The 25871-nt window shown below is 59.9% G+C and carries 24 protein-coding genes and 4 tRNA genes; 15 read left to right on the top strand and 13 right to left on the bottom strand.

Features of this window, described 5'->3' with window-relative positions; all coding sequences use genetic code 11:
* The first annotated feature begins 104 nt into the window (after window positions 1-104).
* The 3 genes from BSU04_RS03010 to BSU04_RS03000 all read left to right on the top strand — a co-directional run bounded on the left by BSU04_RS03010 (window position 105) and on the right by BSU04_RS03000 (window position 497).
* Window positions 105-180: transfer RNA gene (locus BSU04_RS03010), tRNA-Gly, on the top strand.
* A 57-nt stretch (window positions 181-237) separates the two neighbouring features.
* Window positions 238-313: transfer RNA gene (locus BSU04_RS03005), tRNA-Gly, on the top strand.
* Between the two features lie 110 nt (window positions 314-423).
* A tRNA-Cys gene (locus BSU04_RS03000) sits at window positions 424-497 on the top strand.
* A gap of 79 nt (window positions 498-576) precedes the next feature.
* Here the strand turns inward: BSU04_RS03000 and lhpI are convergent.
* From lhpI to BSU04_RS02985, 3 genes are read right to left on the bottom strand one after another with little or no spacing between them, the layout of a single operon-like run.
* Complete coding sequence (lhpI, locus tag BSU04_RS02995; RefSeq protein WP_256982057.1) at window positions 577-1491, bottom strand: bifunctional Delta(1)-pyrroline-2-carboxylate/Delta(1)-piperideine-2-carboxylate reductase; 915 nt, start codon at window positions 1489-1491, stop codon at window positions 577-579.
* Between the two features lie 2 nt (window positions 1492-1493).
* The gene (lhpH, locus tag BSU04_RS02990; protein WP_089159189.1) at window positions 1494-2501 is read right to left on the bottom strand and encodes a trans-3-hydroxy-L-proline dehydratase; all 1008 of its coding nucleotides are present in this window, start codon (window positions 2499-2501) and stop codon (window positions 1494-1496) included.
* Between the two features lie 16 nt (window positions 2502-2517).
* The gene (locus tag BSU04_RS02985) at window positions 2518-3639 is read right to left on the bottom strand and encodes a branched-chain amino acid ABC transporter substrate-binding protein (protein WP_089159188.1); all 1122 of its coding nucleotides are present in this window, start codon (window positions 3637-3639) and stop codon (window positions 2518-2520) included.
* A gap of 128 nt (window positions 3640-3767) precedes the next feature.
* Here BSU04_RS02985 and BSU04_RS02980 point away from each other — a divergent pair, with 128 nt between their 5' ends.
* On the top strand, window positions 3768-4496 hold the full coding sequence (locus BSU04_RS02980) for a FadR/GntR family transcriptional regulator (protein WP_089159187.1): 729 nt from the start codon (window positions 3768-3770) through the stop codon (window positions 4494-4496).
* Between the two features lie 93 nt (window positions 4497-4589).
* Here the strand turns inward: BSU04_RS02980 and BSU04_RS02975 are convergent, their stop codons facing one another.
* The 3 genes from BSU04_RS02975 to BSU04_RS47330 form a co-directional block, all read right to left on the bottom strand.
* Window positions 4590-5711 carry a glycosyltransferase family 1 protein gene (locus BSU04_RS02975; RefSeq protein ID WP_089159186.1) on the bottom strand — a complete coding sequence of 374 codons (1122 nt, stop codon included), beginning with the start codon at window positions 5709-5711 and terminating at the stop codon, window positions 4590-4592.
* Window positions 5712-5756: 45 nt separating this feature from the next.
* Window positions 5757-6776, bottom strand: a complete 1020-nt coding sequence (locus tag BSU04_RS02970) for a hypothetical protein (RefSeq protein WP_089159185.1) — start codon at window positions 6774-6776, stop codon at window positions 5757-5759.
* A gap of 209 nt (window positions 6777-6985) precedes the next feature.
* A complete protein-coding gene (locus BSU04_RS47330; protein WP_256982056.1) occupies window positions 6986-7108 on the bottom strand; it encodes a hypothetical protein in 123 nt (40 codons plus the stop codon).
* A 33-nt stretch (window positions 7109-7141) separates the two neighbouring features.
* Between BSU04_RS47330 and BSU04_RS47325 the strand changes: the two genes are divergently transcribed.
* Both BSU04_RS47325 and BSU04_RS02965 read left to right on the top strand, forming a co-directional pair.
* Complete coding sequence (locus BSU04_RS47325; RefSeq protein ID WP_256982055.1) at window positions 7142-7267, top strand: hypothetical protein; 126 nt, start codon at window positions 7142-7144, stop codon at window positions 7265-7267.
* A gap of 116 nt (window positions 7268-7383) precedes the next feature.
* A complete protein-coding gene (locus BSU04_RS02965; protein WP_089159184.1) occupies window positions 7384-7881 on the top strand; it encodes a GNAT family N-acetyltransferase in 498 nt (165 codons plus the stop codon).
* Window positions 7882-7894: 13 nt separating this feature from the next.
* Here the strand turns inward: BSU04_RS02965 and BSU04_RS02960 are convergent, their stop codons facing one another.
* A complete protein-coding gene (locus tag BSU04_RS02960; protein ID WP_089159183.1) occupies window positions 7895-8746 on the bottom strand; it encodes a cytochrome c oxidase assembly protein in 852 nt (283 codons plus the stop codon).
* A 38-nt stretch (window positions 8747-8784) separates the two neighbouring features.
* Window positions 8785-9435: an SCO family protein gene (locus tag BSU04_RS02955; RefSeq protein WP_089159182.1), complete on the bottom strand. Its 651-nt coding sequence runs from the start codon at window positions 9433-9435 to the stop codon at window positions 8785-8787.
* Between the two features lie 347 nt (window positions 9436-9782).
* On the opposite strand from BSU04_RS02955, the gene otsB reads away from it, so the two are divergent.
* Both otsB and otsA read left to right on the top strand, forming a co-directional pair.
* On the top strand, window positions 9783-10553 hold the full coding sequence (otsB, locus tag BSU04_RS02950) for a trehalose-phosphatase (RefSeq protein ID WP_089159181.1): 771 nt from the start codon (window positions 9783-9785) through the stop codon (window positions 10551-10553).
* Window positions 10550-11929 (top strand): alpha,alpha-trehalose-phosphate synthase (UDP-forming), encoded by a 1380-nt coding sequence (gene otsA / locus BSU04_RS02945; RefSeq protein ID WP_089159180.1) that lies wholly within the window; start codon window positions 10550-10552, stop codon window positions 11927-11929. Before otsB ends, otsA begins: the two co-directional genes overlap by 4 nt.
* A 104-nt stretch (window positions 11930-12033) precedes the next feature.
* Here otsA and BSU04_RS02940 read toward each other — a convergent pair whose 3' ends face one another.
* Entirely contained in the window at window positions 12034-13872 is a 1839-nt protein-coding gene (locus tag BSU04_RS02940) for an ABC transporter ATP-binding protein (RefSeq protein WP_089159179.1), read from the bottom strand.
* Window positions 13873-14791: 919 nt separating this feature from the next.
* Here BSU04_RS02940 and BSU04_RS02935 point away from each other — a divergent pair.
* The 3 genes from BSU04_RS02935 to pepE all read left to right on the top strand — a co-directional run bounded on the left by BSU04_RS02935 (window position 14792) and on the right by pepE (window position 17868).
* A complete protein-coding gene (locus BSU04_RS02935) occupies window positions 14792-15856 on the top strand; it encodes a glycosyltransferase family 4 protein (protein ID WP_089159178.1) in 1065 nt (354 codons plus the stop codon).
* A gap of 342 nt (window positions 15857-16198) precedes the next feature.
* Window positions 16199-17044 (top strand): hypothetical protein, encoded by an 846-nt coding sequence (locus tag BSU04_RS02930; protein ID WP_089159177.1) that lies wholly within the window; start codon window positions 16199-16201, stop codon window positions 17042-17044.
* 68 nt (window positions 17045-17112) lie between these two features.
* On the top strand, window positions 17113-17868 hold the full coding sequence (gene pepE, locus BSU04_RS02925; protein ID WP_089159176.1) for a dipeptidase PepE: 756 nt from the start codon (window positions 17113-17115) through the stop codon (window positions 17866-17868).
* A 262-nt stretch (window positions 17869-18130) separates the two neighbouring features.
* Here the strand turns inward: pepE and BSU04_RS02920 are convergent.
* The 4 genes from BSU04_RS02920 to BSU04_RS02905 form a co-directional block, all read right to left on the bottom strand.
* Window positions 18131-18205 (bottom strand) — tRNA-Val (locus BSU04_RS02920).
* Window positions 18206-18290: 85 nt separating this feature from the next.
* Window positions 18291-19028, bottom strand: a complete 738-nt coding sequence (gene dnaQ / locus BSU04_RS02915) for a DNA polymerase III subunit epsilon (RefSeq protein ID WP_089159175.1) — start codon at window positions 19026-19028, stop codon at window positions 18291-18293.
* Window positions 19029-19039: 11 nt separating this feature from the next.
* Window positions 19040-19498: a ribonuclease HI gene (rnhA, locus tag BSU04_RS02910; RefSeq protein ID WP_089159174.1), complete on the bottom strand. Its 459-nt coding sequence runs from the start codon at window positions 19496-19498 to the stop codon at window positions 19040-19042.
* Window positions 19498-20343, bottom strand: a complete 846-nt coding sequence (locus BSU04_RS02905; RefSeq protein ID WP_089159173.1) for a class I SAM-dependent methyltransferase — start codon at window positions 20341-20343, stop codon at window positions 19498-19500. Before BSU04_RS02905 ends, rnhA begins: the two co-directional genes overlap by 1 nt.
* An 18-nt stretch (window positions 20344-20361) precedes the next feature.
* Between BSU04_RS02905 and gloB the strand changes: the two genes are divergently transcribed.
* The 4 genes from gloB (at window position 20362) to carA (ending at window position 25831) form a co-directional block, all read left to right on the top strand.
* Window positions 20362-21165, top strand: a complete 804-nt coding sequence (gene gloB, locus BSU04_RS02900) for a hydroxyacylglutathione hydrolase (protein ID WP_089159172.1) — start codon at window positions 20362-20364, stop codon at window positions 21163-21165.
* Between the two features lie 157 nt (window positions 21166-21322).
* A complete protein-coding gene (locus BSU04_RS02895) occupies window positions 21323-22987 on the top strand; it encodes a transglycosylase SLT domain-containing protein (RefSeq protein WP_089159171.1) in 1665 nt (554 codons plus the stop codon).
* Window positions 22988-23090: 103 nt separating this feature from the next.
* Entirely contained in the window at window positions 23091-24326 is a 1236-nt protein-coding gene (locus BSU04_RS02890) for an MFS transporter (protein ID WP_089159170.1), read from the top strand.
* Between the two features lie 365 nt (window positions 24327-24691).
* Window positions 24692-25831 carry a glutamine-hydrolyzing carbamoyl-phosphate synthase small subunit gene (carA, locus tag BSU04_RS02885; RefSeq protein WP_089159169.1) on the top strand — a complete coding sequence of 380 codons (1140 nt, stop codon included), beginning with the start codon at window positions 24692-24694 and terminating at the stop codon, window positions 25829-25831.
* The last annotated feature ends 40 nt before the right edge of the window (window positions 25832-25871 follow it).

Here is a 25871-nt window from a genome sequence, read left to right as displayed (position 1 = left end):
AAGTTGGCCTTCTCCATAATCTCGTTTCTGTCGGGTGAACGCAGAAAACAGCGAAGCCTGATGAAGGTCAAAAGCAGTAAATTGGCAGAAGAAGTCAGCAAGATGCGGGAGTAGCTCAGTTGGTAGAGCGCAACCTTGCCAAGGTTGAGGTCGCGAGTTCGAGCCTCGTCTCCCGCTCCAAATTAGGAAGGTCGTTGGCAATGGTAAGCCGGCGGCTGGCAGTAAGTGCAGGACCATGCGGGAGTAGCTCAGCTGGTAGAGCGCAACCTTGCCAAGGTTGAGGTCGCGAGTTCGAGCCTCGTCTCCCGCTCCAAAAAAAGGGGAAGCCAAGCTTCCCTTTTTGTTTGGTAGACCAGTTCACAATGTGGTGAAGTTCGGTTGGTTTTGCCAGATACGGAATGCAATATGTAAGTCCCCGCTTCTGGCGCGATAGCAAAGCGGTTATGCAGCGGCCTGCAAAGCCGTTTAGGCCGGTTCGACTCCGGCTCGCGCCTCCAGAGATTCAAAGAAAAAGCCCTGACTTGTCAGGGCTTTTTCTTTGTCTGCGGCGATCGCGCAGACAACTGGCGGGTCGATCTACGCGCCAGATAAACAATGTCGCGCCAAGCGTGCGGCAGCCAGATCCCACGCAGCGCACCCAACGCTTTTGAAGAGGATCGGTTGATCCGGCGAACCGATCCACGAGCGCTCGATGACACCGGCCAGCGAGCCGACCCTGTCCCAATCGACGTTCGCCTGAATAAGATCGCCGGCTTCGTGTTTCGCGCCCGCCGGATCGTCCACCAGGATCTCGCTTTGATGCACGATCGACGCGGCGATTTCGGCTGCATCCGGCGTGAACGCGCCGACTCCCACCACCAGTCGCCCGGGGCGCGCGGCATCGCGGTAGACCGGGGTCTTGCTCGTAGTCAGTGTGACAACGACATCGACGTCTCCGGGGATCATGTCGCCCTCGAGCGGTATCACTCGTGAGCCTGGTTTTGCATGCGCCGTCGCGAACCGGGCCGCCGCTTCGGGCGTCGATCCTTTGACGTACAGAACCGCCTCGGGGAACAGCGCCGCAAACGCTTCGGCATGGTTGCTCGCCTGCTTACCCGTGCCGATCAGCAGGATCGATTTCGCGCTTTGGGCAAGGTTGCGGATGCCCAGCGCCGATATCGCGGCGGTGCGTCTGCCCGTAACCGTCGGGCCGTCGAGCGAAAAGAGCAGTTGTCCGTTGGTGGAGTCGTATGCCGTGACTTGGCCGTGAATCGTCGGCATGCCTTGCGCCCGATTGCCGGGACACACGTTCACGAGCTTGTGGATCGCGATGTCTGCTGCACTCGCCGGCATCGAGAGCATCACGCCGCCTGCCTGCAGCGGCACGACCAGCCGCTCCGGACTTTCTATTCTGCCCGCTGCATAGTCGACAACCGTTGCGCTCAAGGTATTGACCAGTTCGGGATAGGGAAGCAGCGCCGCAGTCTGTTGTTCGTCGTAGGATCGGGTCATGTTCATCGCACCAGGAAACCGTAGGTCAGTGGATCGCGGTCGTCGATGATCCAGTTGGCGAAGCCGCAAATGTACGCATTGCCCTCGACTTCCGGGATGACTGCATCGAACGGTCCGAGCTTCGTTTCGCTGAGCACGCGCCCATTGAATACCGTGCCGATCACCGACTCGTTGATCAGCGTTTCATCTTTGCCCAGCAGGCCACGCAAGTACAGTTGCGCAACCCTGCCGGCCGTGCCGGAGCCGGTCGGCGAGCGATCGACTTCACGATCGGCGAAGACACAGCAGTTCGCCTGCGTGGAGCCCGCATGCCGCGGTTGATTCGCGATGATCGTGCCGTAGATGTGATTCAGCTCGGGGATTTCGGGATGCTCCACCTTGACCGCCGCATTGGCAGCGGCCTTGACCTCGGCGCCGAACTGAATCAGTTTGTCGATGGCCGATTCGCGTATGGGCAGGTCGAAGGGAGCGCCATCGGTGTAGAAATAAAACGCCCCGCCGAACGCGATGTCGCCGGTAACGGTCCCGAACGACGGTGTCTCCACCGTCACGTCACGTTGCCAGATGAACGAGGGCACGTTCACGAAGCGCACGTTGCCCGCGTGATTCCCATCCCATTGCACGAACGCTTCGATGAAACCACACGGAGCATCTATTCCCACGCGTGTTTCCGGCGAAGTCCGTTCGACCCAGCCCAGTTCCACCGCCGCTGTCGCGAGGCCTATCACGCCATGGCCGCAATGATCGCTGTAGCCCTCGTTGTGCACGAAGATCACGCCAAAATCGGCGCCTTCGCTGACGGGCTCCGTGAGGTAACCGCCGTACATGTCGGCGTGACCGCGCGGCTCGAACATGAGCGCGCGGCGAATGTGGTCAGCATGCTCCTTCAGCCAGGCGCGACGAGCGACGATGGTCTTGCCCTGCATCTTCGGCAGACCGCTCGTGACAATGCGAAATGCCTCGCCTGCGGTATGAACCTCGACCGTGCTAAGTGCTTGCGTGATTTTCATATCGATTTCAGGTGGATCACTCGCCGTATGCAACCGGCAAGCCGTTCTTGATGACATACACGGTCGTGGGCGCACCCTTCAGATCGCCCTTCGCGTCGAAGGAATACGTTCCCGCGATGCCCTTGTAGTCCGTCTTCGCCAGTTGCGCGATGAGCTTTGCTTTGTCCGTGGTCGTGCCGGCCTTCACCATCGCGTCGGCGAGCAGCATCATGCCGTCGTAGTAGCTGACCGCGTAGACCTGCGTATCGGTGTGATACGTGTCCTTGTAGCGCTTGAGGAAGTCGCGGCCCGCAGCCGTTTTCTCGAGCGCCGTGCCGCCTTGCGCGCAATACACGATCGATGCATCGTCGCCCGCCACCTTGCCCATGTCGGCAGAGCAGATGCCGTCACCGCCTAGCAGCTTCGCCCGGAGTCCCCGCTGGCGCATCTGCTTGGCCATCGGCGCGCCCTGCGCGGCGTAACCGCCGAAGAAGATCACGTCGGGATTCTTGGCCTTGATGGTGGTCAGGATGCCGAGGAAATCGGTCGCGCTGGAATTGGTGTACTGGTTGTCGACAATCTTGATGCCGTGCGCCTTTGCCACGCTTGCAAACTGTTCCGCGACGCCTTGGCCGTAAGCCGTGCGGTCGTCGATGATCGCCGCGGTCTTCGCTTTCAATGTCTTTGCAGCGAATTCGGCCATGGTGCCGCCGAGCTGCTCGTCACTCGCGCCAATGCGGAAGATATTGTTGAAGCCCTGTGTCGTCAGGGCGGGATTCGATGCGACCGGGAGCATCGGGATGCCGGCGGAATGGTAGATTTGCGACGCCGGAATGGCGACGCCCGAGTTGTACGGTCCCAGCACGGCAACCACACCGCTATCGCCGAGCTTTTGGGCGATCTGAACACCAATCTTGGGATCGGCCTGGTCATCTTCCGAGTCCAGTTTGAACGTCACCTTTTTCCCCGCGACTACCACGCCTTTCTTGTTCAAATCCTCGACGGCCAACCGCGCGCCGTTTTCGTTGTCCTTCCCGTTGACGGCCTGTGGGCCGGTCAATGGCGCCGAATGACCAACCGTCACGACTTCTTGCGCGTAGACGCCGGCGTTGGCAAAAGCCGCCGTGGCGACCAAGAGACCTGCGACAGCCTTTTTCATTTGGGTAATCTCCGAGGTGAACTATACTGGTTTTAAATGTAGACCAAAATTGGTTCTCGAAGCAACCATTTCAAAATGCCGGGACCGGTTTTGGTCTTTCCGGTGACCATGTTTGATGAGATTCAACGATGGCAGCAATTCACGCAGAGCTCGACGGCTCATTCCGCCCGCGGCAGATCTACGAGCAAGTGTCTGAAAAAATCCGCGATGAGATTGTTGCAGGCCGGTTCTTGCCGGACTCACGGCTGCCGTCGGAGCGCGATCTCGCGGCATTGTTCGGTGTTGGACGGCCCGCCGTTCGCGAGGCGATCGGCGCGCTGCAGAACGAAGGGCTTGTCGTCACGAAGCGCAACTCGGGGACGTTCGTCTGCGGTGACGTCATCGATCGCCTGTCGCATCGGAAGGCGGATACCGGAGCGGCCGACTTCAGTCCCAGTTCGACGCTCGACGTACGAATGGTTCTAGAACCGGCAGTAGCCCGGCGCGCGGCTGCGCGCGCGCAACGCGACCGGATGGCCGAGCAGTATCTCAGTCAGATGGAAAACATCTACGACATCGACGACCCGGCACAGCGCGCGTTATGGAATAGCAGCGACCGCTTGTTTCATCGGCAACTGGCGGTGATGACGGGTGATGCGCTGATGGTCAAGATCGCTGATGAAGTAGCCAGTTCGATGGACCAGCCATTGTGGAAGCGTCTGAAAGACGAGGGAATCTACGACGCAGGCCGGATTCGTCTTTATGTGGCTGAACATCGGTTGATCTATGAGGCAGTGGTTCAGGGCGATGCGGATGCCGCGGCGTTCTACGTTGAACAGCATATCAAGCGTGTGGAACGCGATATCGCGCCAAAGTAGACGGTGTCCGGACGCAAAGACCTGAGGACCGGTCAACCTTGAAGCTGCGGCCAAGCTGAATGGCCGCCCCTCGCGACTCTCCGGGTCAGCGCCTCAGCGTCCGCGTACCGTCTCAACGAGTGTTCTCCACGGGCTGTTGGCGCGCTTGCGCGCGGCCCAGCGGTGATTTGGCAATGCCACCGCAAGCCAGGGTTCGCTATGCCCGGCGAAGCGTCGACCATGAAAGCGGTATGGCGCCTCAAAGAGATCAAGATATGCGCGTCGATAATGCTCAACCATCGCGGCTTCCTGATAGTACGTCTCCATCCACTGCCGCGAGGCCGCGCCCAGTTCCGTGCGTAGCGACCGGTCCCATAGCAGTTCGCGAAGCGGACCCTCGGCTTCCTCAAGCCGTACATCGATCCAGGGCAGTTCGAGGGCGCCTGTCATCGCTCTAAGCTGAGACTGAACGCGATTGTCCAGATGACCCAAGGTGGGCTTCCCTTGCGACAACGCTTCCAGCCCGCTCAAGTGATAATTCCCAGTCACGCATTCGTCGATGGCAATCGCCGCTTGTTGCTTGGCCCGCAAACATGCGTCATGCGGCGTATCGACAATCAATTGAAGCTCGCATAAGCCCTTGCGCTCCAGTTTGCGCAGCAGTTTGAGGGTTTGCGGAACGCCCTTGGTTTCCCAGCGAGTTTTCCACGCAGATGACCTGCCGCTCGGCGAAAACGTGACGAGCGGCATGCCGTGCGCGTCGGCATTGCTTTCCGGGGCGGGTAGATAGCGAGGATCGTTCAGCGGGATCACATTGGGAACCACCCTGGCGAATGGGTAATAGCGCTCAGGACCCTGCGCAATAACGAGTTGCGGCACGTCCTCGTACACAATCCGCTGGACCACTGCGGCGTTACCCTTGGCCCAGAGATCCGGGGCCGAATGGTATTGCTTGATGATTTTCTTACCGCCGAATCGCTGATGGAAGTTCGGACCGAAGGTCTCATCGATCGAAAAGAACTGATGGACGTGAATGACGTCGGCATCGGCAATGACGTCGAGCGCCTGTTGCTGCTGAGTCTTCCAGTCGAGATCGACAGCAAAGGTTCGGCTGCGATACGCGCTGCTATTGAAGACGATATGCCGCGCCTGGACGTCGGTGAGCCGATTAAGTGCAGAAACAATGTTGCCGGGACTACCCGCCACCGGCGTATTGGAAATATGAACAACCTTCATTGCGCGATGCCGCGCCAGGTAAGCTCATACGCCGTCAGCCGCGGACTATTCCTGTTCAAGGGATACATGAGCCAGCGAGTGCCAGTCGTCTTTTTCAATAATGTCGCTCCCGAGCGCACTCTGGGCCGAGAGGTTCACCACGCGTACGCCGCGACGGCTCAAGAGCGGGGCGGCATGGCGAAACGACGGTTCTATAAAAGAATTGAAATCTCCGTCCAGCGCGCTTGGCTGCATGGTCTCTTTAGTTTCGTAGAAGCGCGGTGTTTGTGCCGCGTTCAACAAATCGAGTCCATGCATGAAGATGGTGTTGAACCCAAGGGAGGTGAGCACTTGCAAACCCGTGTAGGCCACCGTACGGCCATCGAATATGCCCCGGCTGATATTGAAGCTGAAACCTAAAGTGGGTTCTTCATCAAACAGCACAAGATCCGTGCTCGCATGCGTGGAAAGGAGTTCGTGTTTAAGTAATGCGCGCTTGCAAGCGGGGTATTGAATATCTTCAATCAGGTACACCCGGCAACGAAACTGGGATAACGGGAAGTATTGCGCGATGTACCATAATACTAATGGGGTAACAAATAACGTCAGCTTTTGCTGAACCACGCGTGCTACCAGATCAGGACGCTTTCGGACAAACCCGGCATCCACGATGCAATAATATTCAAACCGGATTGGATGTTTATCTTGTAAAGCAATCGCGCCGTTTACTCCCATGACGTTATGGAGATCAAGCGCACCATAATCGATGTCATTGACCGACGGGCCCGTGGCAATCAGATGGCAATCCCCCGTCTGGGATGCGAGCAGGTCATCGGGATTCTCGACCAGCAAATCATGGCCTTCAATCGACATGCGTTTCAGGAACCCGCGCGAATCCCGCTCAATTGACACGCCGTGCCACAAACGCTCGTTATGTCGAAACGCATTGGAGTGGGACCAACGATAAACAAGCTTGAAAAACGTGCTGGACAGGCGTTGTGCCGGCTTCGGCCATGCATATTCGTGAACGACGGACATCTCGCTTGCAACGGATTGCGATGGCCTTATCTGGTCTACCGAAATCATAGAGCGCACCACTCCAGAAATGCGACGGGGAAATGAAGCGCCCGACTGGGTGACGACTAGTCTAATTAAACGTCACCTTCCCTGCGTTACAGTCAGTCCCACAACAGTTACACCTTGTTACCAGTTCATTAAGGTTCGTTTAACTTAATTAGGGAACGGTCATCCGGATTAACTCGGTAAAGGCGAAGTCCGGAAAGCCGAGGTGTCGATCACGCATCTCCAGCACCGCGATTGACCAATGCGGTTGACCGGTCAAGCCATGCCGGCAGCACATCGCGCAATTGCCCCGACCGCAGATAAGGCACGGCCGCGAGCCGGCTCGGCTGCGGCAAGCCGACTCCTTGAATCCCCGCAAGCAGGCAACCATGCTCGTCGTCGATCTGGAGAAACCTGTCGAGCTTCACTTTTGCGAGCTGACCGGCCGCGTGGAAATCGAATCCCTGGCAGGATCCATTCTGACCCGCCGAGCACTTGATGCCGACGTGGCGTGACAGATCGCCGAGCGTGCGCGGTGCTTGCCTCGCGCGGCATAATTACAGGTTCAGACCTCTCAACATCTTCATTTCCCAAGACGCGAGGCGTCGAAAATTCCCACCGAAAAGTCCCTATGACCGAGCCATTTTCCGAATTCGACTGGTGCTGGAAACCATTCGCCGACCTTAGCGCACTTGACGTCTACGCCATGCTGGCGGCGCGCAGCGAAGTGTTCGTGGTGGAGCAGCATTGTGTGTACGGCGATGTCGATGGACAGGATGTCGATGCGTGGCATTTGCTCGTGTATCGGCGTTCGGCCGATGCACGGCCGGTGCTCGCCGGTTATTTGCGAGTCCTGCTGCCGGCCGCTGCTGAAGGCACGAAAGAAACAGAAGACTCCGATATCCGCATCGGCCGTGTACTGACCACAGCCGGCTTTCGCGGCATCGGATTAGGTCAGGCGATGCTCGAACGCACACTGGGTCTTGTCGGCGAACAATGGCCCGGCCAACCGATACGCCTGCATGCACAAGCGCGATTGCAGCGCTTTTATGCGGGCTTCGGCTTCGAGCCAATCTCCGATGTTCACGTGGAAGACGACATCCCTCACATATGGATGCGCCGGTCATAAAAGAACTGCGGCGTTAAGCCGTCACCAGTTCCGCTCGCGCCCGCTGCTGGACCAGCCGTTGACGCGTCGACAACCTGAGCCAATGGCGCATCGCGATCAACGCACCGATCACACTCATCATCGACCCGGGGATCCACAGCAGCAAACCGCCGATCTGCTGATCGCGCATGGGGCTGATCCACGTGAAGGCGCGTCCGCAGATGGAATAGATCGGATAAAGCTCGTGCGGCGTGAAGAAAATATACGCGCCGAGCATGATCTGTGGCGGAATCGCGGCAATCACGATCAGGATGCGGCGTCCAGGCGCGAGCCGCGCGGGAGGCGCCGGGCGCGAATCGAGCACGAGCCACCAGAACAGCAGGCCGTCGATCACCATGCTCCAGTTCATGATGCGGTACAACCGCCAATCGAGCATCGCCTTGAAGTGGATCGGCGAAAGCAGCCAGAAGTAGATGAGCCCGACAAACAGCACCACCGCGACAACCGGATTAAAAATCACCTTGAACAAGATGCGCGCCGCGGCCGTGTTGAGCGCGGGCTTGAGCCAGCGTTGCCGCCAGGTGAACGGAATGCCGGCCCGCAGCGCCGCGCCCGGATACGACAGCGCAATAAAAAACGGCCCAAGGTGATGCAGCACCAGATGTTGCAGCCGATGCATGAAGAATTCATGCTCGAAGAAGTAGTCGAGCCGGGTATGCAGCGCGACGTAGAGTGCAGTCAGGCCGAACCAGAACGACACGTGCCGCGCGAGCGACACGTGTGCTCTTTTCGCGCCGCGCGCGAACAACACGGCCGCGATCAGCACGGCGATCACGACGGTGGGCGAAGGCTCCCACGGATCGAGCCAGTAGAGAATCGAGGACATGTTGACGGTAACGCTCAGGCGGTGGTTAATGAGTGAATTCAGGAATCGGTCGAGTCGATCACGCGGCGCAAATCGTGCGTGATCGTATCGATGGAATCGCTCTCGGTGGCGAGCAGGCGCGCGTGGCCGTGGCTATCGAAGATATAGACGGCCGAACTATGCGTGACGTCGTACGCGCCGGACGGATCGCGCTTCTCCATCTGGTAAGCCACCCGATACCGTTTGGCAATGCTCTCGATTGCCCCGTCCGTGCCGGTCAGTCCAACCGCGTGCTGCGCGTCGAACGCGCGCACGTAGTCGTGCAGCGCAGCCGCGGTATCGCGGGCGGGATCGACGGTGATAAACACAATGCGCGTGTTTTTAGCATCGGGCCCAAGTTGCTGCATGACTTGCATCAGCCGTGCCATGGTCTCCGGACACACGTCCGGGCAGTGGGTGTAGCCGAAGTACACCAGTGTTGTCTGGCCCTGGAACGACTGACCGGTGACGGGTTTGCCTGTATCGTCGGTGAGCTTGAAGTCCAGGTCGGGCAGGTGGCCGCTGACATCGGTCAGCTTCCAGGGCGTTGTATCAGGGCGCGAGCATGCAGCGAGGCCAGCGCTCAGGATCAGGGCGGTGAACAGAGTGGCTAGAGTGGCGAGTACGGCGGCGAACCAGCCCTTGGGTTGAAAACTGAACCAGGAAGACATTTTGCAACTCGGATGAGGGGAGGGTGCATCAAGCAAGCAACGCGGACGAGGGATCAAGGAACTGTCCGTGAAGCCGCCCGGGTGCCGACTCTATCTCAGAATAGAAGCTTACGCCGGGCGTACAGCCGAGCTGGCGCGTGGTCGAGGCGTTATGCCGCAGGGCCGCCGGTAAAGGTTGAAAGTTAGTCGAAGCAGGTTTGAAAGCTGCTTGATACTTGGCACAGGGTGTTGGCTTGCCGCGTGAGCGTGCAACGAACGGTCCAACGCCGCTTTCCCAGACAGGGTTACAAAGCGCGGTAACATGCGCACACTTTTCCGGTCCTTCTCCGGCTGAAAGGCAGATATAGATGCAAAACCTCCCAGACAAATTCCCGCTCGCCACCACCGCTTTTTTCTTTGATTTCGACGGCACGCTCGTTGAACTCGCGCCCACGCCGGACGGCGTGACCGTTCAACCGGTCGTGCCCACCATCCTCAGCGCATTGCGTCGCGCGACCAACGGTGCGGTGGCGATCGTGTCGGGGCGCGGGATTGACAGCATCGACTCGTTTCTTGCAATGCCCGATCTGCCCGTGGCGGGTTTGCATGGCGCCGAGCGGCGCGATTCGAACGCGGATGTCCACCGCGTCGGTTTCAACGACGAGCGGCTGCTGCGCATGGAACATGTGCTCGAAGGCGTGGTGACGGCCAATCCCGGCATGCTGCTGGAGATCAAGGGCGCGGCGCTCGCGCTGCATTATCGGAACGCGCCGGAGCGCGGCGCAGCGGCGCGTGAGGCGACCGAGAAACTGGTTGCGCGATACGCCGATGCGTACGTGCTGCAGCCCGGCAAGATGGTTTATGAAATCAAGCCAAAGGATGTCGATAAAGGCCGCGCGGTAGTGGCTTTCCTGAACGAGCCGCCGTTCGCGGGGCGTCAGCCGGTGTTTATCGGCGACGACCTGACGGACGAGAAAGGCTTCGCCGTGGTGAACGAGCGCAATGGTGTGTCGATCAAGGTCGGCGCTGGCGACACGCTCGCGCATTCGCGGGTGGAATCGGTTGGTGCGCTGCTCGACTGGCTGCAGCGTATTGCGGGAATTGACGGGGTAGAGAGTTCTAAAGGGACGCGTTCGTGAGCAGGCTGATCATTGTTTCGAACCGGGTCGCGCCAATCTCCGAAGGCGGCCCGGCGGCGGGCGGCCTGGCGGTCGGTGTCTACGACGCGCTCAAGGAAACCGGCGGCATGTGGTTCGGCTGGAGCGGCGACGTGGTGGCGGAGCCGCCGCAGAGTATTACGCTGGAGGAGCGCGGCCGCGTGACGTTCGCGACCATCGGCCTGGCGCAGCGCGACTATGACCAGTACTACCGTGGCTTCTCGAACGCCACGTTGTGGCCGGCGTTTCACTATCGTCCGGATCTGATCCAGTTCGACCGCGACGAATTCGATGGTTATTGCCGCGTGAACCGTTGGCTCGCGAAGCAACTGGCGCCGCTGCTGAAAGCTGACGACGTCATCTGGGTCCACGACTATCACCTGATCCCGTTCGCCCAGGCGTTGCGCGATGAGGGCGTGACGAACCGCATCGGCTTCTTCCTGCACATTCCGTTTCCGGCGACACAGGTTCTGCTTAGCGTGCCGCGCCATCGCGTGCTGGTCGAGGCCCTGTGTTCCTTCGACCTGCTCGGATTCCAGACTGCGCCTGACTTGCGCGCGTTTTGCGATTACATCGAGACGCAAGCGAATGGTTCGGTCGTACGCATCGCTGGCGAGCCGAATGCGGTGAGCGCGTTCGGCAAGACGCTGCGGGCGGCGGCTTATCCGATCGGCGTTTATCCTGATGAAATTGCCTTGCTCGCCAAAGACGGCGAAAGCGGGCGCGAAGTCCAGACCGTCAAGACGACGCTGCGCGACCGCAAGCTGATCATGAGCGTCGACCGGCTCGATTATTCGAAGGGGTTGGTCGAGCGCTTTCGTGCGTTCGAAAAACTACTGGAGCATCAGCCGGCGCAGCGCAACAACGTGTCGTTCGTGCAGATCGCGCCGCCTACGCGCGCCGATATGGACACGTATCGCGACATCCGGTTGCAGCTCGAAGCGGAATCCGGGCGCATCAACGGGCGGTATGCGGAGCTCGACTGGACGCCGATCCGCTATATCCATCGGCAATATGAGCGGCCCGTGCTCGCCGCGTTGTTTCGCGCGTCGCACGTGGGGTTCGTCACGCCGTTGCGCGACGGCATGAACCTGGTCGCGAAGGAGTACGTGGCGGCGCAAGATCCCGACGATCCCGGCGTGCTGGTCCTGTCGCAATTTGCGGGCGCGGCGCAGGAATTGAACGGTGCGTTGATCGTCAATCCGCTCGATATAGCCGGCATGGCGGACGCGTTGGCCGCGGCCCTCGCAATGCCGCTGAAAGAGCGGCAGGCCAGGTACACGGACATGTTCGCCCAGCTCCGCGAGAACAATGTCTCGGTCTGGCGAGACAACTTCATGCGCGACCTGCAGGCGTAAAAAAGCCGCTTCGGTCTGATGAATCCGAAGCGGCTTTTTTTTCGCTTGAGTTTCGACTGAGTCTCGCTTGAGTCGCTAATCGATCGAGTCGCGACGAAGCAAGCTCAGGTCGATTCAGCTTTCGCCGCAAGTTGTTGCGAGGGCATGGTTGTCGGTGGCAACTTGCCATGCTGCTTGGACAGCAGTTCCCGATACAACCCGGGCCGGTTGCGCAACTGATCCGGCGAACCATCGTCGATCACCTTGCCGGCGCTCATCACGATGATCCGGTCGAAGCCTTGCAGCGTCGACAACCGGTGCGCAATCGCAATCACTGTACGGCCGACCATCAGCCGGTCGAGCGCTTGCTGAATTGCTTCTTCTGACGAACTATCGAGCGCCGACGTGGCTTCGTCGAGCAGCAGGATCGGCGCGTTTTTAAGGATCGCGCGCGCAATGGCAATGCGCTGACGCTGTCCGCCCGACAGCTTCACGCCGCGGTCGCCGACGATTGTGTCGAACCCTTCCGGCATTGCGTCGATGAAGTCCGAGCAACGGGCCTCGCGGGCGGCGGCGAGCACTTCTTCGCGTGACGCGTCCGGGCGGCCATACGCAATGTTCTCGTACACAGTCCGGTGGAACAGCGAAATGTCCTGCGGGACGAGCGCGATCGACAACCGCAGGCTGTCCTGGGTAATCAGCGAAATATCCTGCCCATCGACCTTGATGGAGCCGCCCTGAGGTTCGTAGAAGCGTTGCAACAGCGCGAGCACGGTGGATTTTCCGGCGCCCGACTTGCCGATCAGCCCAACACGCTGACCCGGCTCGATGTGCAGGTTGAATTTATCGAGAATCGGCCGGCGGCGCGGATACGCGAACGTGACTTCCTCGAAATCCACCCGTCCGCCTTGCGGCACGAGTTCCGTTGCGTCGGACCGGTCGGGCATGCCGTGCGGTTCCAACAGCGTCTGCACGGCTTCCGCCAGACGCGCGACGTGCTGCGTCACATCTACGAGCGCAACAGCCAGATCGCGGGTGCCGTGCAGAATCGTGAAACCGAGTGAACTGACCAGCACGATATCGCCGGACGTTGCTCGCCCCTTCGACCACAACCACAACGCCCAACCAAGCAATCCAGCCGAAAGAATCGCGGTCACGACGGCGTGGAACAGCCGCAGCTTCTCGAGATACAGCAAGCTTTGCTGGCGCGCGACCATTTCGGCCTTGACCGTCGAGCCGAAGCGCTTTTGCTCGCGAAACGTCATACCGAATGCACGCACGAGCGCCATGTTGCCGATCACATCGACCAGCTCACCATCAACCGATGCAGCTTTCGTCGCAAACGTGTGATGCCGTGCGGAGCCCCGCCCGGCGAGCCGGTACAGCACAAGCGCGAGAATGGCCGATGCGAGCATCAGACAGCCGGCCATCAACGGATTCACCGCAACAATCATGACAATTGCACCGATCACCGCGATGCACGGCGGCAACACGTTCCACGCCATGGTGTTCTCGGCGGTATAGATCGCATTCGACGTCGCCGTGATCCGGCTCGCCAGCATGCCGGGCTGTTTCTCCGAGAAGTACGTGGGGGAATGGCCGCTGAGGTAAGAGAACAGGTCGCGCCGCAGGTCGCCCGTCACCACGACGAACGCGTGCGCGCCGACCCAGCCGCCGACTCGCCACAGCATGTTGTCGGCGGCGATCAGGCCGACCAGAATCATGAAGGCGGACCAGAGCGGACCCGGATGGCCGCGGCCCTGGCCTAGCACGTCGATCAGATGCTTGATCGCGTACTGCGAGGCGAGCGCGCAGCCGACCGCTGCCAGCACGCTGGAAAGCACGATGGTGTGCGCGACAGGATGCCGGCGGATGTAACGGAACAGGAAGGCCAGCGGGCGGTTTGCATAGCTCGCTAGCTTCGCGTTGTGCACGTTACGCTGAGAGACGGTGAGTTGGTCCAATGGTCGTTTTCGGTCGAGTAGAGCGGTTGAGCGCGATGCTTCGCCGTGGCCGCATACGCGGCGCGTCTGGCCAGCGAGGCAATGGTGTGCCGATGGTGTGCAGCACCGATTGCTGAATTGTAGCGAGTGTAGCGAGCCAAATCGTCTCGCATAATGCTTTCCGTGGTGCATTTCCATCAGCCAGAACTGATTTTCAGCAAAAGTGCGTCGGCTGAACCGGGCAATCAATGCCCGCTGCAAACGAGTCTTGCACCTTCCACGGTCCGCCCGGTGTTGTTCGCGGTACCTCGACGTGAACGCGCTTCAACTGACAGCTACGCCCTTGGCAGGATGAAAGCACGTCGCGGTCCCGCTACCTGCATAGTGGCGCTAATGGCCAATCCGGCAGCGTATGAGTCTGTTTTAGACTAGCCGGATTTGGAGGATGTCACAGCGCTTGGCATTCGGAGCGTGGCTGCAACCGGTTTGAGTCCATGTGGAACAGCCTAGAACAGCCTTGATAAACAAGGGCTTGCAAAGTGTATCGACGGTGTAACAACGTAAATAAGTTGAAATGTAAGCTTGGAAACCTTGTAAAAACCGCGATACTTCACCCCGGGTTTCCCCTTAGGCGTTTTGACAGGTTATTGTAGGTTCCGGTCAACGGCTCCGCAGGTGGTGCGTTTATGGCTGGGTGCGTTGCATTTACGAGATGGAATCGATCTTGCTCTGCCTGATCACGCTCTGAAACAGACGCCCAACAGCCATAGCAGCAGCAACACCCAAGCAAACAGCGAAGCATCGCGATTTTTTTCTCGTGCTATCGGCCATTACGCTGGAGACACCAGCACCGTGCCGAGTCCGGGTAGGGCGATTCGCTTGATTTAACGACCGATGCCAAGCGCATCAATTTTGCCTGACATTATTAGGAGTTTCCGACATGCGAATCGCTCAAATCGCGCCTCTTCACGAAGCCGTCCCCCCCAAGTTCTACGGCGGCACGGAGCGCGTGGTGTCCTATCTGACCGAAGCGCTGGTTGAGGCTGGTCATGACGTCACTTTGTTCGCGAGCGGTGATTCGCAAACGTCGGCGAAGCTCGAAGCTTTCTGGCCGCAGGCGCTGCGCCTCGACCCGACCATCCGCGACACGATGGCGCCCCACATGCTGTTGCTCGAAGAAGTCCGCCGTCGCGCAGACGAATTCGACGTGCTGCATTTTCACATCGACTACTACCCGTTCTCGCTGTTCTCGCGTCAGCCGGTGCCGTTCCTGACGACCATGCACGGCCGTCTCGACCTGCCGGAACTGCAGCCGATCTTCAGCACGTTCAACGAGGCGCCGGTCGTGTCGATCTCCGACAACCAGCGTCAGCCGTTGCCGCAAGCCAACTGGCTCTCGACCGTTTATCACGGCCTGCCGGAAAACCTGCTCACGCCGATCCCGAATGTTGAACCGGGCTACCTCGCGTTCCTCGGCCGTATCTCGCCGGAAAAGCGCGTCGACCGGGCAATCCGTATTGCCGGCGCAGCGGGCATGAAGATCAAGATCGCGGCAAAAATCGATAACGCCGATCGCGCGTATTACGAAGAGCAGATCAAGCCGTTGTTCGCGCTGCCGCACGTGGAATACATCGGCGAGATCAGTGAGTCGCAGAAGACCGAATTCCTCGGCAACGCGCACGCGCTGCTGTTCCCGATCGACTGGCCGGAGCCGTTTGGCCTGGTGATGATCGAAGCCATGGCTTGCGGCACGCCTGTGATCGCGTTCAACCGCGGATCGGTGCCGGAAGTGATCGAAAACGGCGTGTCGGGTTTTGTCGTGGAAGATGAATTGAGCGCGATCGCTGCAGTGAAGCGCCTCGACACGCTGCCGCGCGCCAAGGTGCGCCAGGCGTTCGAAACGCGTTTTTCGTCGAAAGTCATGGCCGCGCGTTATGTTCAAACATACGAAGAACTGCTGCGCGCCAAGCGCCGTACCGTTCTGCGCGAAGTCAACGCTGGCTGATTTTGCGTTCGTCAGTGATCTTGCAGAAACCGCCTGATTGCTGACTTGCCGCTAGCTTGCTGATTGAGCGAAAACAACGCCCCGTGCGCCGTCAGGCGCGCGGGGCGTTGTTGTTTTGACACACTGTGGGGGCAAGCTTCACGCGTTATCGTCGGGATGAGCATGCCGGTCCGATGCCGTTTTCGACATTCTCCCTATAATGTGCGGGCCTCGTGAAATGCAGTGCAGCATGGAAACGAACGCGTGGATGGGTGTGGAGTCTCCTGAAAATCGCATCGCGCGGCAGGAGGAACTTACCGCGCTTACCGGGCTAAAAAGGACAGTCGTGAACAGGAGCGAAGTTTGGCGAGAACGAAGCAGAGTAGCGCGAGCCCGGCACCCGGTGCTGGCACTGTGTTCGCGCTGCGGGCGATCGGACTCGTGCTGGCCGCGCGCTGGTTGTTCTCGATGTCGCAGATGGGCTACCTCGCTTCCATGCGTGCGATGACTTCATCGCCGTGGGCCTGCGTCACGATCGTGCTTCTGTTCCTGCTCCTGTTCCTTCCTGGCGCCCGGGCGCGCGCAGAACGGCCGCTGCATCCGTTGCCGCAATGGCTGCGGCAAGCCTTGCGGCTTCTTGCGCTGCTGAGTTTTATGTTCGCGGTGTGGTCGGTCGGGTTCTTTACGTGGACCGCCGGCTGGAAAAACGCCGTGCATGCACTGGCCGAAACCAATGGTTGGCTGCTCGTTGCGCCGGCGCTTTATGGCGTGGTGTTGTGGATTTGCCGGCCGCGCGCGCTCTGGCGCACGAATATTGCGGCACGCCGGTTTGCTATCGGCCGTTATGCTATTTCCATCGATACCACCACGCGCACCGCCGTCGTTTGGGCCGAAAGCCGCAAGCTCGGTCAGTACGATGCGCGGGAGTTATCGGTGAAATGGCCTGAGGGGATGGGTGAAGCCGCGATTCCTGATGGTTCTTCCGCTACGTTGGAAGGCCCCGTTGCCGCCGTCGCCGTCGTGCCGGAGAAGCGCGGTTTGTCCGGCCGGGATGCGCGCGCCAAAATGGAACTGCTGTGGGATTCGCCCGCGGCCGCGGGACATAATCGCAAAACCGTCTTCCGCGCCGCGCTGGCAAGCGAGGGCGACCGCAAGACCGCGCGCGCGCTCGACCTGTCGTTGCGCCAGAGCTCAAGCATCGGGACTTGAACCTGAACGAGCGCTAAGCAAGCCGGGGTCAGGGTTGGCGTCCAGGCGGTCATTAAGAGGTGTATGGCATGACACAACGCATTCTTTTGATGAGCAGTTCGCGCAAGGACCAGCTCGGTTATCTGGAACATGCCGGCGAGCAGATTCATGTTTTGTTGAAGCATGAGCCTCGCAAGGTGTTGTTCGTACCGTTCGCGGCCGTCACGTTCAGCTTCGATAGCTACGAAGATCGGGTCAAGCCGGCGTTTGAGCGTCTTGGCTATTCGCTGGAATCGATTCATCACAGCGACGACCCGGTCGCTGCGATAGAACAGGCAGAGGCGATAGCGATCGGAGGCGGCAACACGTTCGCGCTGCTCAAGCGACTCTACGATGCCGATATCGTAGATGCGATCCGCGCGAAGGTGATGGCGGGTACGCCCTACATGGGATGGAGCGCGGGAAGCAATGTAGCGTGTCCGACGATCCGTACCACTAATGATATGCCCGTGGTCCAGCCGCCGACGCTCCGCGCGCTCGGACTTGTACCGTTTCAGGTCAATCCCCACTTCATTAGCGGTAAGCCTGCCGGGCATAACGGCGAAAGCCGTGAGGAGCGCCTTGCGGAGTTTCTCGCGATCAATGCGCCGGAGCAGGTGCTGGCGTTGCCAGAAGGGTCGGCTTTGTATTCGGATGGTACGCATGGCACGGTGCTCGGCGAGCGTCATGCGGTGCACTTTCTTGGCGATGGGCGAGTGCAGACCTTGCGTGAAAACGAGACCTTTCCGCTCGCGCACATCGAAGGTCCGGCCGATATAAGCGATTGGCCTGCGTTTGGAGGTTGATCGCGGAGGTTGTCTTCGTCCGGGCCAGGACCTAATGGAACTGTTCTAAGAAGGGCATTGAACTCTTACGGTCTTGACGAAACGAGCCCGGTGTTGGCGGATGTGGCGCTGGCTGGCATTTTTGTTTGGGTAGTTCCAAGACAGTAGCCGCACCGTCCGCTGCACAGTCCAGCGACGTTACCGCTCGCACAAAAAGAAAAAGGCCCTCAAGCAATTGCCTGAGGGCCTCTTTCAACGCAATGCACACTCAATCGCGAAATCCTGGTGGGTGGTACAGGGATTGAACCTGTGACCCCTGCCGTGTGAAGGCAGTGCTCTACCGCTGAGCTAACCACCCGAAGAGCTTTGGATTATGTCAGAGCTTCTCGATTTCGTAAAGCGAATCTTTGAGCACTTCACTTCAATAACCGCCTTTGCCTGGATCAGGGGCCAGCCGCGACCTCAACCGCGATCACCGTTTCGATCCGCCACACGCTGGTCCCCTTGACCGCCTTGTCGAGATCATCGAGGACGGCGAGATGTGCGCTCAGTTCTTCCTCCGATGCCGCCAGCACCGGCAACTGCAGATCATCGAGCGAGATACGTGGCGCGTGACCTTCGCCGGTCGCCGGCATCTCGCCGAGCATGTCGATCACCAGGCTTTCCTGGCCACGCGTCATCGCCAGATAAACTTCTGCCAGCAATTCCGAGTCGAGCAGGGCGCCATGCAGCGTCCGATGCGCGTTGCTGATGCCAAACCGGTCGCACAACGCATCGAGCGAATTGCGCTTGCCGGGGAACATCTGCTTCGCCTGCACGAGCGTATCGATCACACCTGCGCACACTTCCTTCACACCGGACATGCCGACCAGACCGAACTCCACGTCCATGAAACCGACGTCAAACGGCGCGTTGTGAATGATCAACTCCGCGCCCGCGACGAAGTCGCGCAACTCGGCGGCGATATCGGCGAACTTGGGTTTGTCGCTCAGAAATTCCGTGGTCAGGCCGTGCACCGCGAGCGCACCCGGATCGCTGTCGCGTCCCGGATTCACGTAGAAGTGCAGGTTATTGCCGGTGAGCCGTCGATTCACAAGCTCGACGCAGCCGATTTCAATAATACGGTCGCCCGTGCGGGCGTTCAGGCCAGTGGTTTCGGTATCGAGTACGAGTTGGCGCATAGAGATAAGAATTAACCTTCGGCGAGTGAAGTGACGCCGCGATTCGCGAGCGCGTCAGCGCGTTCGTTTTCCGGATGACCCGAATGGCCTTTCACCCAGCGCCATTCAATCTGATGCTGAACAACCAGCGCATCGAGCCGCTTCCAGAGATCCGCGTTCTTGACGGGCGTTTTCGCCGCCGTCATCCAGTTCTTCTTTTTCCAGCCGTGGATCCATTCGCTGATGCCCTTCTGGACATATTGCGAGTCGGTGTGAATGACCACGCGACACGGCCGCTTGAGCGCTTCGAGCGCCGAAATCACGCCCATGAGCTCCATGCGGTTGTTGGTCGTCGGCGTTTCGCCGCCGAACAATTCTTTTTCCTGATCGCCGAAACGCAGGAGTGCGCCCCAGCCGCCGGGGCCGGGATTGCCTTTGCAGGCGCCGTCGGTATAAATGTCGATTACTTTGTCTGTGGTGTCTAAGGTCATCAATGCTCGTTGCGTGTATGGGGTGCGGCGACCGGGGCGAGCCCCGGTGCGAGGGCAGGTTTTTTCAGCTTGCGCGGCCCGATCAGGCGCATGCCGCGCACGCGCTTGATGGCCGTGATCATGTAGGCGGCGCCGAAAATGGGCCACCAGCGGTCGCCGGCGGCTTCCATGAACTGATAGCGCGCCAGCCACTGTTCGGTCAGAAGAGGCGGACGATAGCAGCCGAAGCGCCCGCGTTCAAGGTCGAATCCGAGTAGCTTGATCCAGTCCTTGATCCGCGTGAACGCGATCATTTCGTGTGCGGACGGGACGAACGGTTTGCCGGCAACCTTGCCGAGCGACTGCCGCGCACCCCACAGGCTCAGGGAATTGAAGCCCAGGATGATCAACTGTCCTTCAGGCACCAGCACGCGTTCGGCCTCTCTCAACAACCGATGCGGGTCGCTCGTGAATTCCAGCGTGTGCGGCATGACCAGCAGATCGACGCTCTGCGCTTCGAACGGCAAGTCGAGCAGGTCGCACCACACGGCGCTGCGTCCTTCCGGCGCGTGCAGGCCGCGGCTTGCCGACGGCAGCGATGTCACGCCCGGCCGCGCGTCGGCCGAAACTGGCGGGGGTAGCGTGAAAGGCGCGCTGGCGGCGCTGGCGGTATCGAGCACGAGGCCTCGATACGGCATGCGATTCTCGCGTAACGCGTCGAGCCCGGGCAGGCCGAGTTGCAGCGCGTGATAGCCGAAGATATCCGACACCACGCGGTCGAGCTGTGCCTGCTCCCACTCGAGCACATAGCGGCCGGGCGCGGAAAGTGTCCAGGCGGGCCAGTCTATAATTGTTCGCTCTGACATGTTCGGGTGAGCCGCCTTATGAAAACGCTTGAGTACGTGCCGGTTCCGGCGTTCGAAGACAACTACATCTGGCTGGTGTCGGACGGTCACAATGCCGTCGTGGTCGATCCTGGCGACGCCGCGCCCGTCGAAGCCTATTTGACGAAACGCGGTTGGCGTCTATCCGCTATTTTACTCACGCACCACCATCACGACCACGTCGGCGGCGTCGCAAAACTGCTCGTTAGCCAATCAGCCGACGGGGAAATTCCGGTGATCGGCCCGGCTGGCGAGGCTATCGAGCATCTGACGCGGCGCGTGAAGCAAGGCGATCACGTCAGTATCGCGAGTCCGGCGCTGGAATGCTCGGTTATCGACGTACCGGGGCACACCGCCGGACACATCGCGTACTTCCAGCCGAGCGACCCGCAAGGCACGCCGCATCTCTTTTGCGGCGACACCTTGTTCGCAAGCGGTTGCGGCCGTCTGTTCGAAGGTACGCCGCAACAAATGCTCAATTCACTCGATGCGCTCGCGGCGCTCCCCGACGCCACGCTCGTTCACTGCGCCCACGAATATACGCTGTCGAATATTCGTTTCGCCCGGGCGGCCGAGCCGGACAACGTTGCGCTGGCGCAATGGCAGAAGGAAGCGGAGGGCTTGCGCGAGCGCAACCAGCCGACCATTCCGACGACGCTCCTGCATGAACGAACCGCGAATCCGTTCCTGCGTGTCGGTGAAAAAAGCGTACAGGCCACGCTTGCCGCCCAGTTTGAGCGACCGGTGCGCGACCGGCTCGACGCCTTCACACTGATGCGCGGCTGGAAGGATAAATTTCGCTAACCCGTGCCGGCCTGCGGTTATCTTCATCTGAAACGTTGAAAACCATTGCAGGCCCCGGATTTTGCAGTGTTTTTTGCATTTATATTGACGTGATGAGTGCGCTTCCGTACTATCGGGTCCAAATTTCCAAGCACATTTTTTGGAATCCGAGACGTTCATGCGATTGATTTTAAGTGCGCTACTCGTCCTGACTTTGGCTGCATGTGCCAGCCAGGGACCGACAGCGACCAACTCCCTTTCTTCACTTCCTTCCGCTCAGAATCAGCAAACCGTAGCAGACACCATCCGCAAGACTGCTGCCGCCAAGGAAACGATCAACGTCGACAAGACGTCGCTCGATTCACTTAGCGGACCCGACAGCGATTTGTGGGGCCGTATCCGCCGTGGTTTCCAGATTCCCGATTTGCAAAGCGACCTGGTCGACATGCAGGTCAACTGGTACGCGCAACGCCCGGACTACGTCGAGCGCATGACTGGCCGCTCGCAAAAATACCTGTATCACATCGTCGAGGAACTCGAGCAGCGGCACATGCCGACTGAACTCGCGTTGCTGCCGTTTATCGAATCGGCCTATAACCCGCAGGCGTTGTCGGTCGCGAAGGCCGCGGGCATGTGGCAGTTCGTGCCGGGCACAGGCCGCGACTACAACCTGAAGCAGAACATGTTTCAGGATGAGCGGCGCGACGTGCTGGCGTCGACCAGCGCGGCGCTCGACTATCTTTCGCGCCTCCACGACATGTTCGGTGATTGGGATCTGGCACTCGCCGCGTATAACTGGGGCGAGGGCAATGTGCAGAAGGCGATCGCTAAAAACGAGGCGATGGGCTTGCCGACAGACTATCAAAGCCTGCGGATGCCGAACGAGACGCGCAACTACGTGCCAAAGCTGCAGGCGGTGAAGAACATTGTCGCCAACCCGCAAATGTACGGGCTGACGCTTCCTGATATTCCAAATCACCCGTATTTCGTGACGGTTACCACGTCGCGCGACATGGACGTGACGATGGCCGCCAAGCTCGCGGGCATGACGGTAGAGGAGTTCCGTTCGCTTAATCCGTCGTTCGCGAAGCCCGTGATTCTCGGCGCAACGAGTCCGCAGATTTTGCTGCCCTTCGATAACGCCAGCGCATTCCAGAAGAATCTGAAGTCGTATTCGGGGCAGTTGTCGTCGTGGACGACTTACACGGTGAGCGAACGTGCGACGCCTGCGGTTATTGCGCAGAAAATTGGTGTCGACGCGGACACGCTGATGTCGGTGAACCGTATTCCGGCGGGCATGCGATTGAAAGCGGGCTCGACCATCGTGGTGCCGCGCAGCGATGACGACGACGAGGACATCAGCGCTGACGTCGCCGAAAGCGCCATGCTGGCCGTTGAACCGGACGTTCCCGATACCCGCAAGATGTTGATCCGCGTTCGCCGTGCGCAATCCATGTCGACCTTCGCCGATCGCTACAACGTGTCGATCTCGCAGGTCAGAAGCTGGAACCGTACTCGCCGCGATTCCGTCATGCCCGGTCAGCTGATCGTGCTGCACGTGCCGGTCGGGCGCGCTGTCCCGGCCGAACCCGGCCCGGTGCGCGTGGAAACGGTGGCTGCGTCGAGCCGCAACAGAGGGGGCGTGACCAAAATCGGCACCCATGTGCCGGAATCGAAGAGCGCGGCGCGTGGCGGCAAGGCCAGCGCTCCGGCCAAGGTGACACGGGTAACCGAAAAATTCAACGCACCGTCCAAAGCGGGCAAATCGGCCGCGCTCAAACCTGAAGCAATATCCAAAACCACGAAATCAACCAAATCGACAGACAAAAAGAAGAAGCAATAACCTGTCTGCGCGGTCAAGAACCCACGCCGTCACCAAGGTGACGGCGTTTTCATTCGCGCGTGCGCGTTAAACTGCCGCTTCATATAAAAACCCTGCGCTGCACATGACGTCTTCCGTTCGGCTTCGCGTCTTTTTTCTGTTTTCCGCCGGCTATTTCGTCTCGTACGTGTTCCGCGGGGTGAATCTCGGCTTCGCGCCTTACATCACGCACGACCTGGGTTTATCCGGCGCAGATCTTGGGTTGCTCACGTCGCTGTATTTTCTTGGTTTTGCGGCGGCGCAAATTCCCGTGGGCATGTTGCTCGATCGCTTTGGCCCGCGCCGGGTCACCGCCGGCATGCTGTTGTTCGCGGCGCTAGGGATCGGCGTGTTCGGTGCGGCGCACGGGATCGGCGCCATGATGCTGGGACGGCTGCTGATTGGCGTGGGCGTTTCCGTCTGCATGAGCGCGGCGTTCAAGGCGCTCGCGCAAATCCTGCCCGTGGCACAACTTCCGATGGTCAACGGCCTCGTGATGGCGGTGGGCGGCCTCGGCGGCGTGGTGGTCGGTTCGCCGCTCGCTCTTCTGCTCGGCGTGACCGACTGGCGCAACGTCTGCTACGGTCTCGTGGTAATGACACTCGCGGTCGCGACGGCCATCTTTCTTTTTGCACCGGAGCATCGCGACGGCGTGCATCGAAAAGCCGGCATGCTCACTCAGTTCAAGGGCACGTGGCACATCCTGGGCAGCGGTGCGTTCTGGAAGATCGCGTCGTTTTCGGTCGTCACGCAAGGTGTCTTCTACGCCATGCAGTCGCTATGGATAAGGCCCTACCTTCTCGATGTCATGGGCCTGAGCGCTCAATATGCCGCGGTGCTGGTATCGGTGCTCGGCATCGCGATGATGATCGGCTGCGTGGGTTTCGGCGTGGCGGCGCGCGGCCTGCAGAAACGCGGCGTCACCGTGTATGCGTTCTGTGGCTTCGGCATGGCGCTGTTCGTGGTTGTGCAGGTGCTGATGCTCGTGCGGGCGCCCATTGCGCCGGCGTTGCTGATTGCGTGCTATGGCGTGTTCGGTGGAACTGGAATCCTGAGCTACGCCGTGATGGCCGAGTATTTCCCGACGCACATGATTGGCCGCGCGCACAGCACGCTCACGCTGGTGCTCTTCATCCTGATCTTCGGCCTGCAAGTCGGCATAGGCGCAATGCTGTCGCGCTGGCCGGCTCAAAGCGGCCACTATCCAGCCGCGGCACATCTGAGCGTGTGGGGCGTGCTGATCGCACTGCAGGTTGCCAGCGCCATCTGGTATGTCCTGCCGAGCAGTGTTCTCGAAAAGCGTAGCGGCGTGGCGTCATGATCGCCGCACGCCCACTGGATAAGGCTCGCAGCGTATAACCTGGAACGCGTCTTGCGTGTGATGCGTCTCAAATTTGGAGGGAAGGGCGGTTTCCGGCTATAATTCGAAGGTTTGAGCAAATCAACCTACACCCTAGCGCCTACCTCCCACTCACCGTTCATCCGCCGCGCCTTGCAACACGCGCGCATCCCGCCAAACGCCTGATTCGCGCGTCCAGTCATTGGAGCCCGATCCGGAGAAACCGGCGAGTCTTGCGCCCGATGCAATCGAACGCGATGCGGGTCTGCGCGCGCCACTTCACGGCCGCGCGCGACCCCACGGTCGGATGACAGGTCGGCAAACAGGGTGTTCCAAAGGAGCCTCCCGTGTTGCCGTCATTCTCTCCCGCAATCCTCGCACTCGCCGACGGCACGGTCTTTCGTGGTCACTCGATCGGCGCGTCCGGTCACACGATCGGCGAAGTGGTGTTCAACACCGCTATCACCGGTTATCAGGAAATCCTGACGGACCCGAGCTACGCCCAGCAAATCGTCACCCTGACGTATCCGCACATCGGCAATGTCGGTGTGAACGCTGAAGACGTCGAATCCACCAAAGTCCATGCCGCCGGGCTGATCATTCGAGATCTGCCGGTGCTCGCCTCGAATTTCCGCTCCGAGCAATCTCTCGCCGACTATCTGAAAGCGGAAAACGTCGTCGCTATTTCGAACATCGATACACGCAAGCTCACGCGAATCTTGCGCGACAAGGGTGCGCAAAACGGCTGCATTCTCGCCGGGGACGACGAGGCCAAGGCTTTGGAGCTCGCGCGCTCGTTCCCTGGTTTGTCGGGAATGGATCTCGCCAAGGTCGTATCGACGAAAGAAAAGTACGAATGGACGCAATCTGAATGGCGTCTGGAAAGCGGCTACGGCGAGCAGAAAGCGCCGCAGTACCGCGTGGTCGCATTCGACTACGGCGTGAAATACAACATCTTGCGCATGCTGGCCGAGCGCGGTTGCCACGTCACGGTGCTGCCGGCTGAGTCCACTGCCGCCGACGCCCTCGCGCTGAACCCCGACGGCATCTTCCTCTCGAACGGCCCTGGCGATCCGGAACCATGCGACTACGCCATCCGCGCCACGCGTGAATTCATCGAACGCGGCATTCCTACGTTCGGGATTTGCCTCGGTCACCAGATCATGGGTCTGGCAGTAGGAGCTAAGACCATGAAGATGAAAACGGGCCATCACGGTGCGAATCATCCGGTGAAGGATCTCGAGAACGGCCGCGTGGTGATCACGTCGCAGAATCACGGTTTTGCCGTGGATGCCGCCACGCTGCCCGCCAACGCAAAGGTCACGCATACGTCGCTGTTCGACGGCACGCTGCAAGGTTTTGCGCTCACCGACAAACCCGCGTTCTGCTTCCAGGGCCACCCTGAAGCGTCGCCGGGACCGAACGATATTGCGTACTTGTTTGACCGGTTTGTCGGCCTGATGGAAGCGCAAAAAGTAGCGGCCTGATTCACGCAACGACAAAACAGAACACACGCAACACAATCAT

Origin of the sequence: Caballeronia sordidicola (genome assembly GCF_002220365.1) — a bacterium.
Classification (GTDB): Bacteria; Pseudomonadota; Gammaproteobacteria; order Burkholderiales; family Burkholderiaceae; genus Caballeronia; species Caballeronia sordidicola_C.
The sequence above is the reverse complement of the archived record's forward strand: the minus strand, read 5'-3'. Positions and strand labels throughout refer to the sequence as shown.

Excerpts from the sequence above, each read along its gene's own strand:
- lhpI (WP_256982057.1), bottom strand. The coding sequence starts at position 1,491 with ATGACCCGATCCTACGACGAACAACAGACTGCGGCGCTGCTTCCCTAT.
- lhpH (WP_089159189.1), bottom strand. The coding sequence starts at position 2,501 with ATGAAAATCACGCAAGCACTTAGCACGGTCGAGGTTCATACCGCAGGC.
- BSU04_RS02985 (WP_089159188.1), bottom strand. The coding sequence starts at position 3,639 with ATGAAAAAGGCTGTCGCAGGTCTCTTGGTCGCCACGGCGGCTTTTGCC.
- BSU04_RS02980 (WP_089159187.1), top strand. The coding sequence starts at position 3,768 with ATGGCAGCAATTCACGCAGAGCTCGACGGCTCATTCCGCCCGCGGCAG.
- BSU04_RS02975 (WP_089159186.1), bottom strand. The coding sequence starts at position 5,711 with ATGAAGGTTGTTCATATTTCCAATACGCCGGTGGCGGGTAGTCCCGGC.
- BSU04_RS02970 (WP_089159185.1), bottom strand. The coding sequence starts at position 6,776 with ATGATTTCGGTAGACCAGATAAGGCCATCGCAATCCGTTGCAAGCGAG.
- BSU04_RS47325 (WP_256982055.1), top strand. The coding sequence starts at position 7,142 with ATGCTCGTCGTCGATCTGGAGAAACCTGTCGAGCTTCACTTTTGCGAG.
- BSU04_RS02965 (WP_089159184.1), top strand. The coding sequence starts at position 7,384 with ATGACCGAGCCATTTTCCGAATTCGACTGGTGCTGGAAACCATTCGCC.
- BSU04_RS02960 (WP_089159183.1), bottom strand. The coding sequence starts at position 8,746 with ATGTCCTCGATTCTCTACTGGCTCGATCCGTGGGAGCCTTCGCCCACC.
- BSU04_RS02955 (WP_089159182.1), bottom strand. The coding sequence starts at position 9,435 with ATGTCTTCCTGGTTCAGTTTTCAACCCAAGGGCTGGTTCGCCGCCGTA.
- otsB (WP_089159181.1), top strand. The coding sequence starts at position 9,783 with ATGCAAAACCTCCCAGACAAATTCCCGCTCGCCACCACCGCTTTTTTC.
- BSU04_RS02935 (WP_089159178.1), top strand. The coding sequence starts at position 14,792 with ATGCGAATCGCTCAAATCGCGCCTCTTCACGAAGCCGTCCCCCCCAAG.
- pepE (WP_089159176.1), top strand. The coding sequence starts at position 17,113 with ATGACACAACGCATTCTTTTGATGAGCAGTTCGCGCAAGGACCAGCTC.
- dnaQ (WP_089159175.1), bottom strand. The coding sequence starts at position 19,028 with ATGCGCCAACTCGTACTCGATACCGAAACCACTGGCCTGAACGCCCGC.
- rnhA (WP_089159174.1), bottom strand. The coding sequence starts at position 19,498 with ATGACCTTAGACACCACAGACAAAGTAATCGACATTTATACCGACGGC.
- BSU04_RS02905 (WP_089159173.1), bottom strand. The coding sequence starts at position 20,343 with ATGTCAGAGCGAACAATTATAGACTGGCCCGCCTGGACACTTTCCGCG.
- gloB (WP_089159172.1), top strand. The coding sequence starts at position 20,362 with ATGAAAACGCTTGAGTACGTGCCGGTTCCGGCGTTCGAAGACAACTAC.
- BSU04_RS02895 (WP_089159171.1), top strand. The coding sequence starts at position 21,323 with ATGCGATTGATTTTAAGTGCGCTACTCGTCCTGACTTTGGCTGCATGT.
- BSU04_RS02890 (WP_089159170.1), top strand. The coding sequence starts at position 23,091 with ATGACGTCTTCCGTTCGGCTTCGCGTCTTTTTTCTGTTTTCCGCCGGC.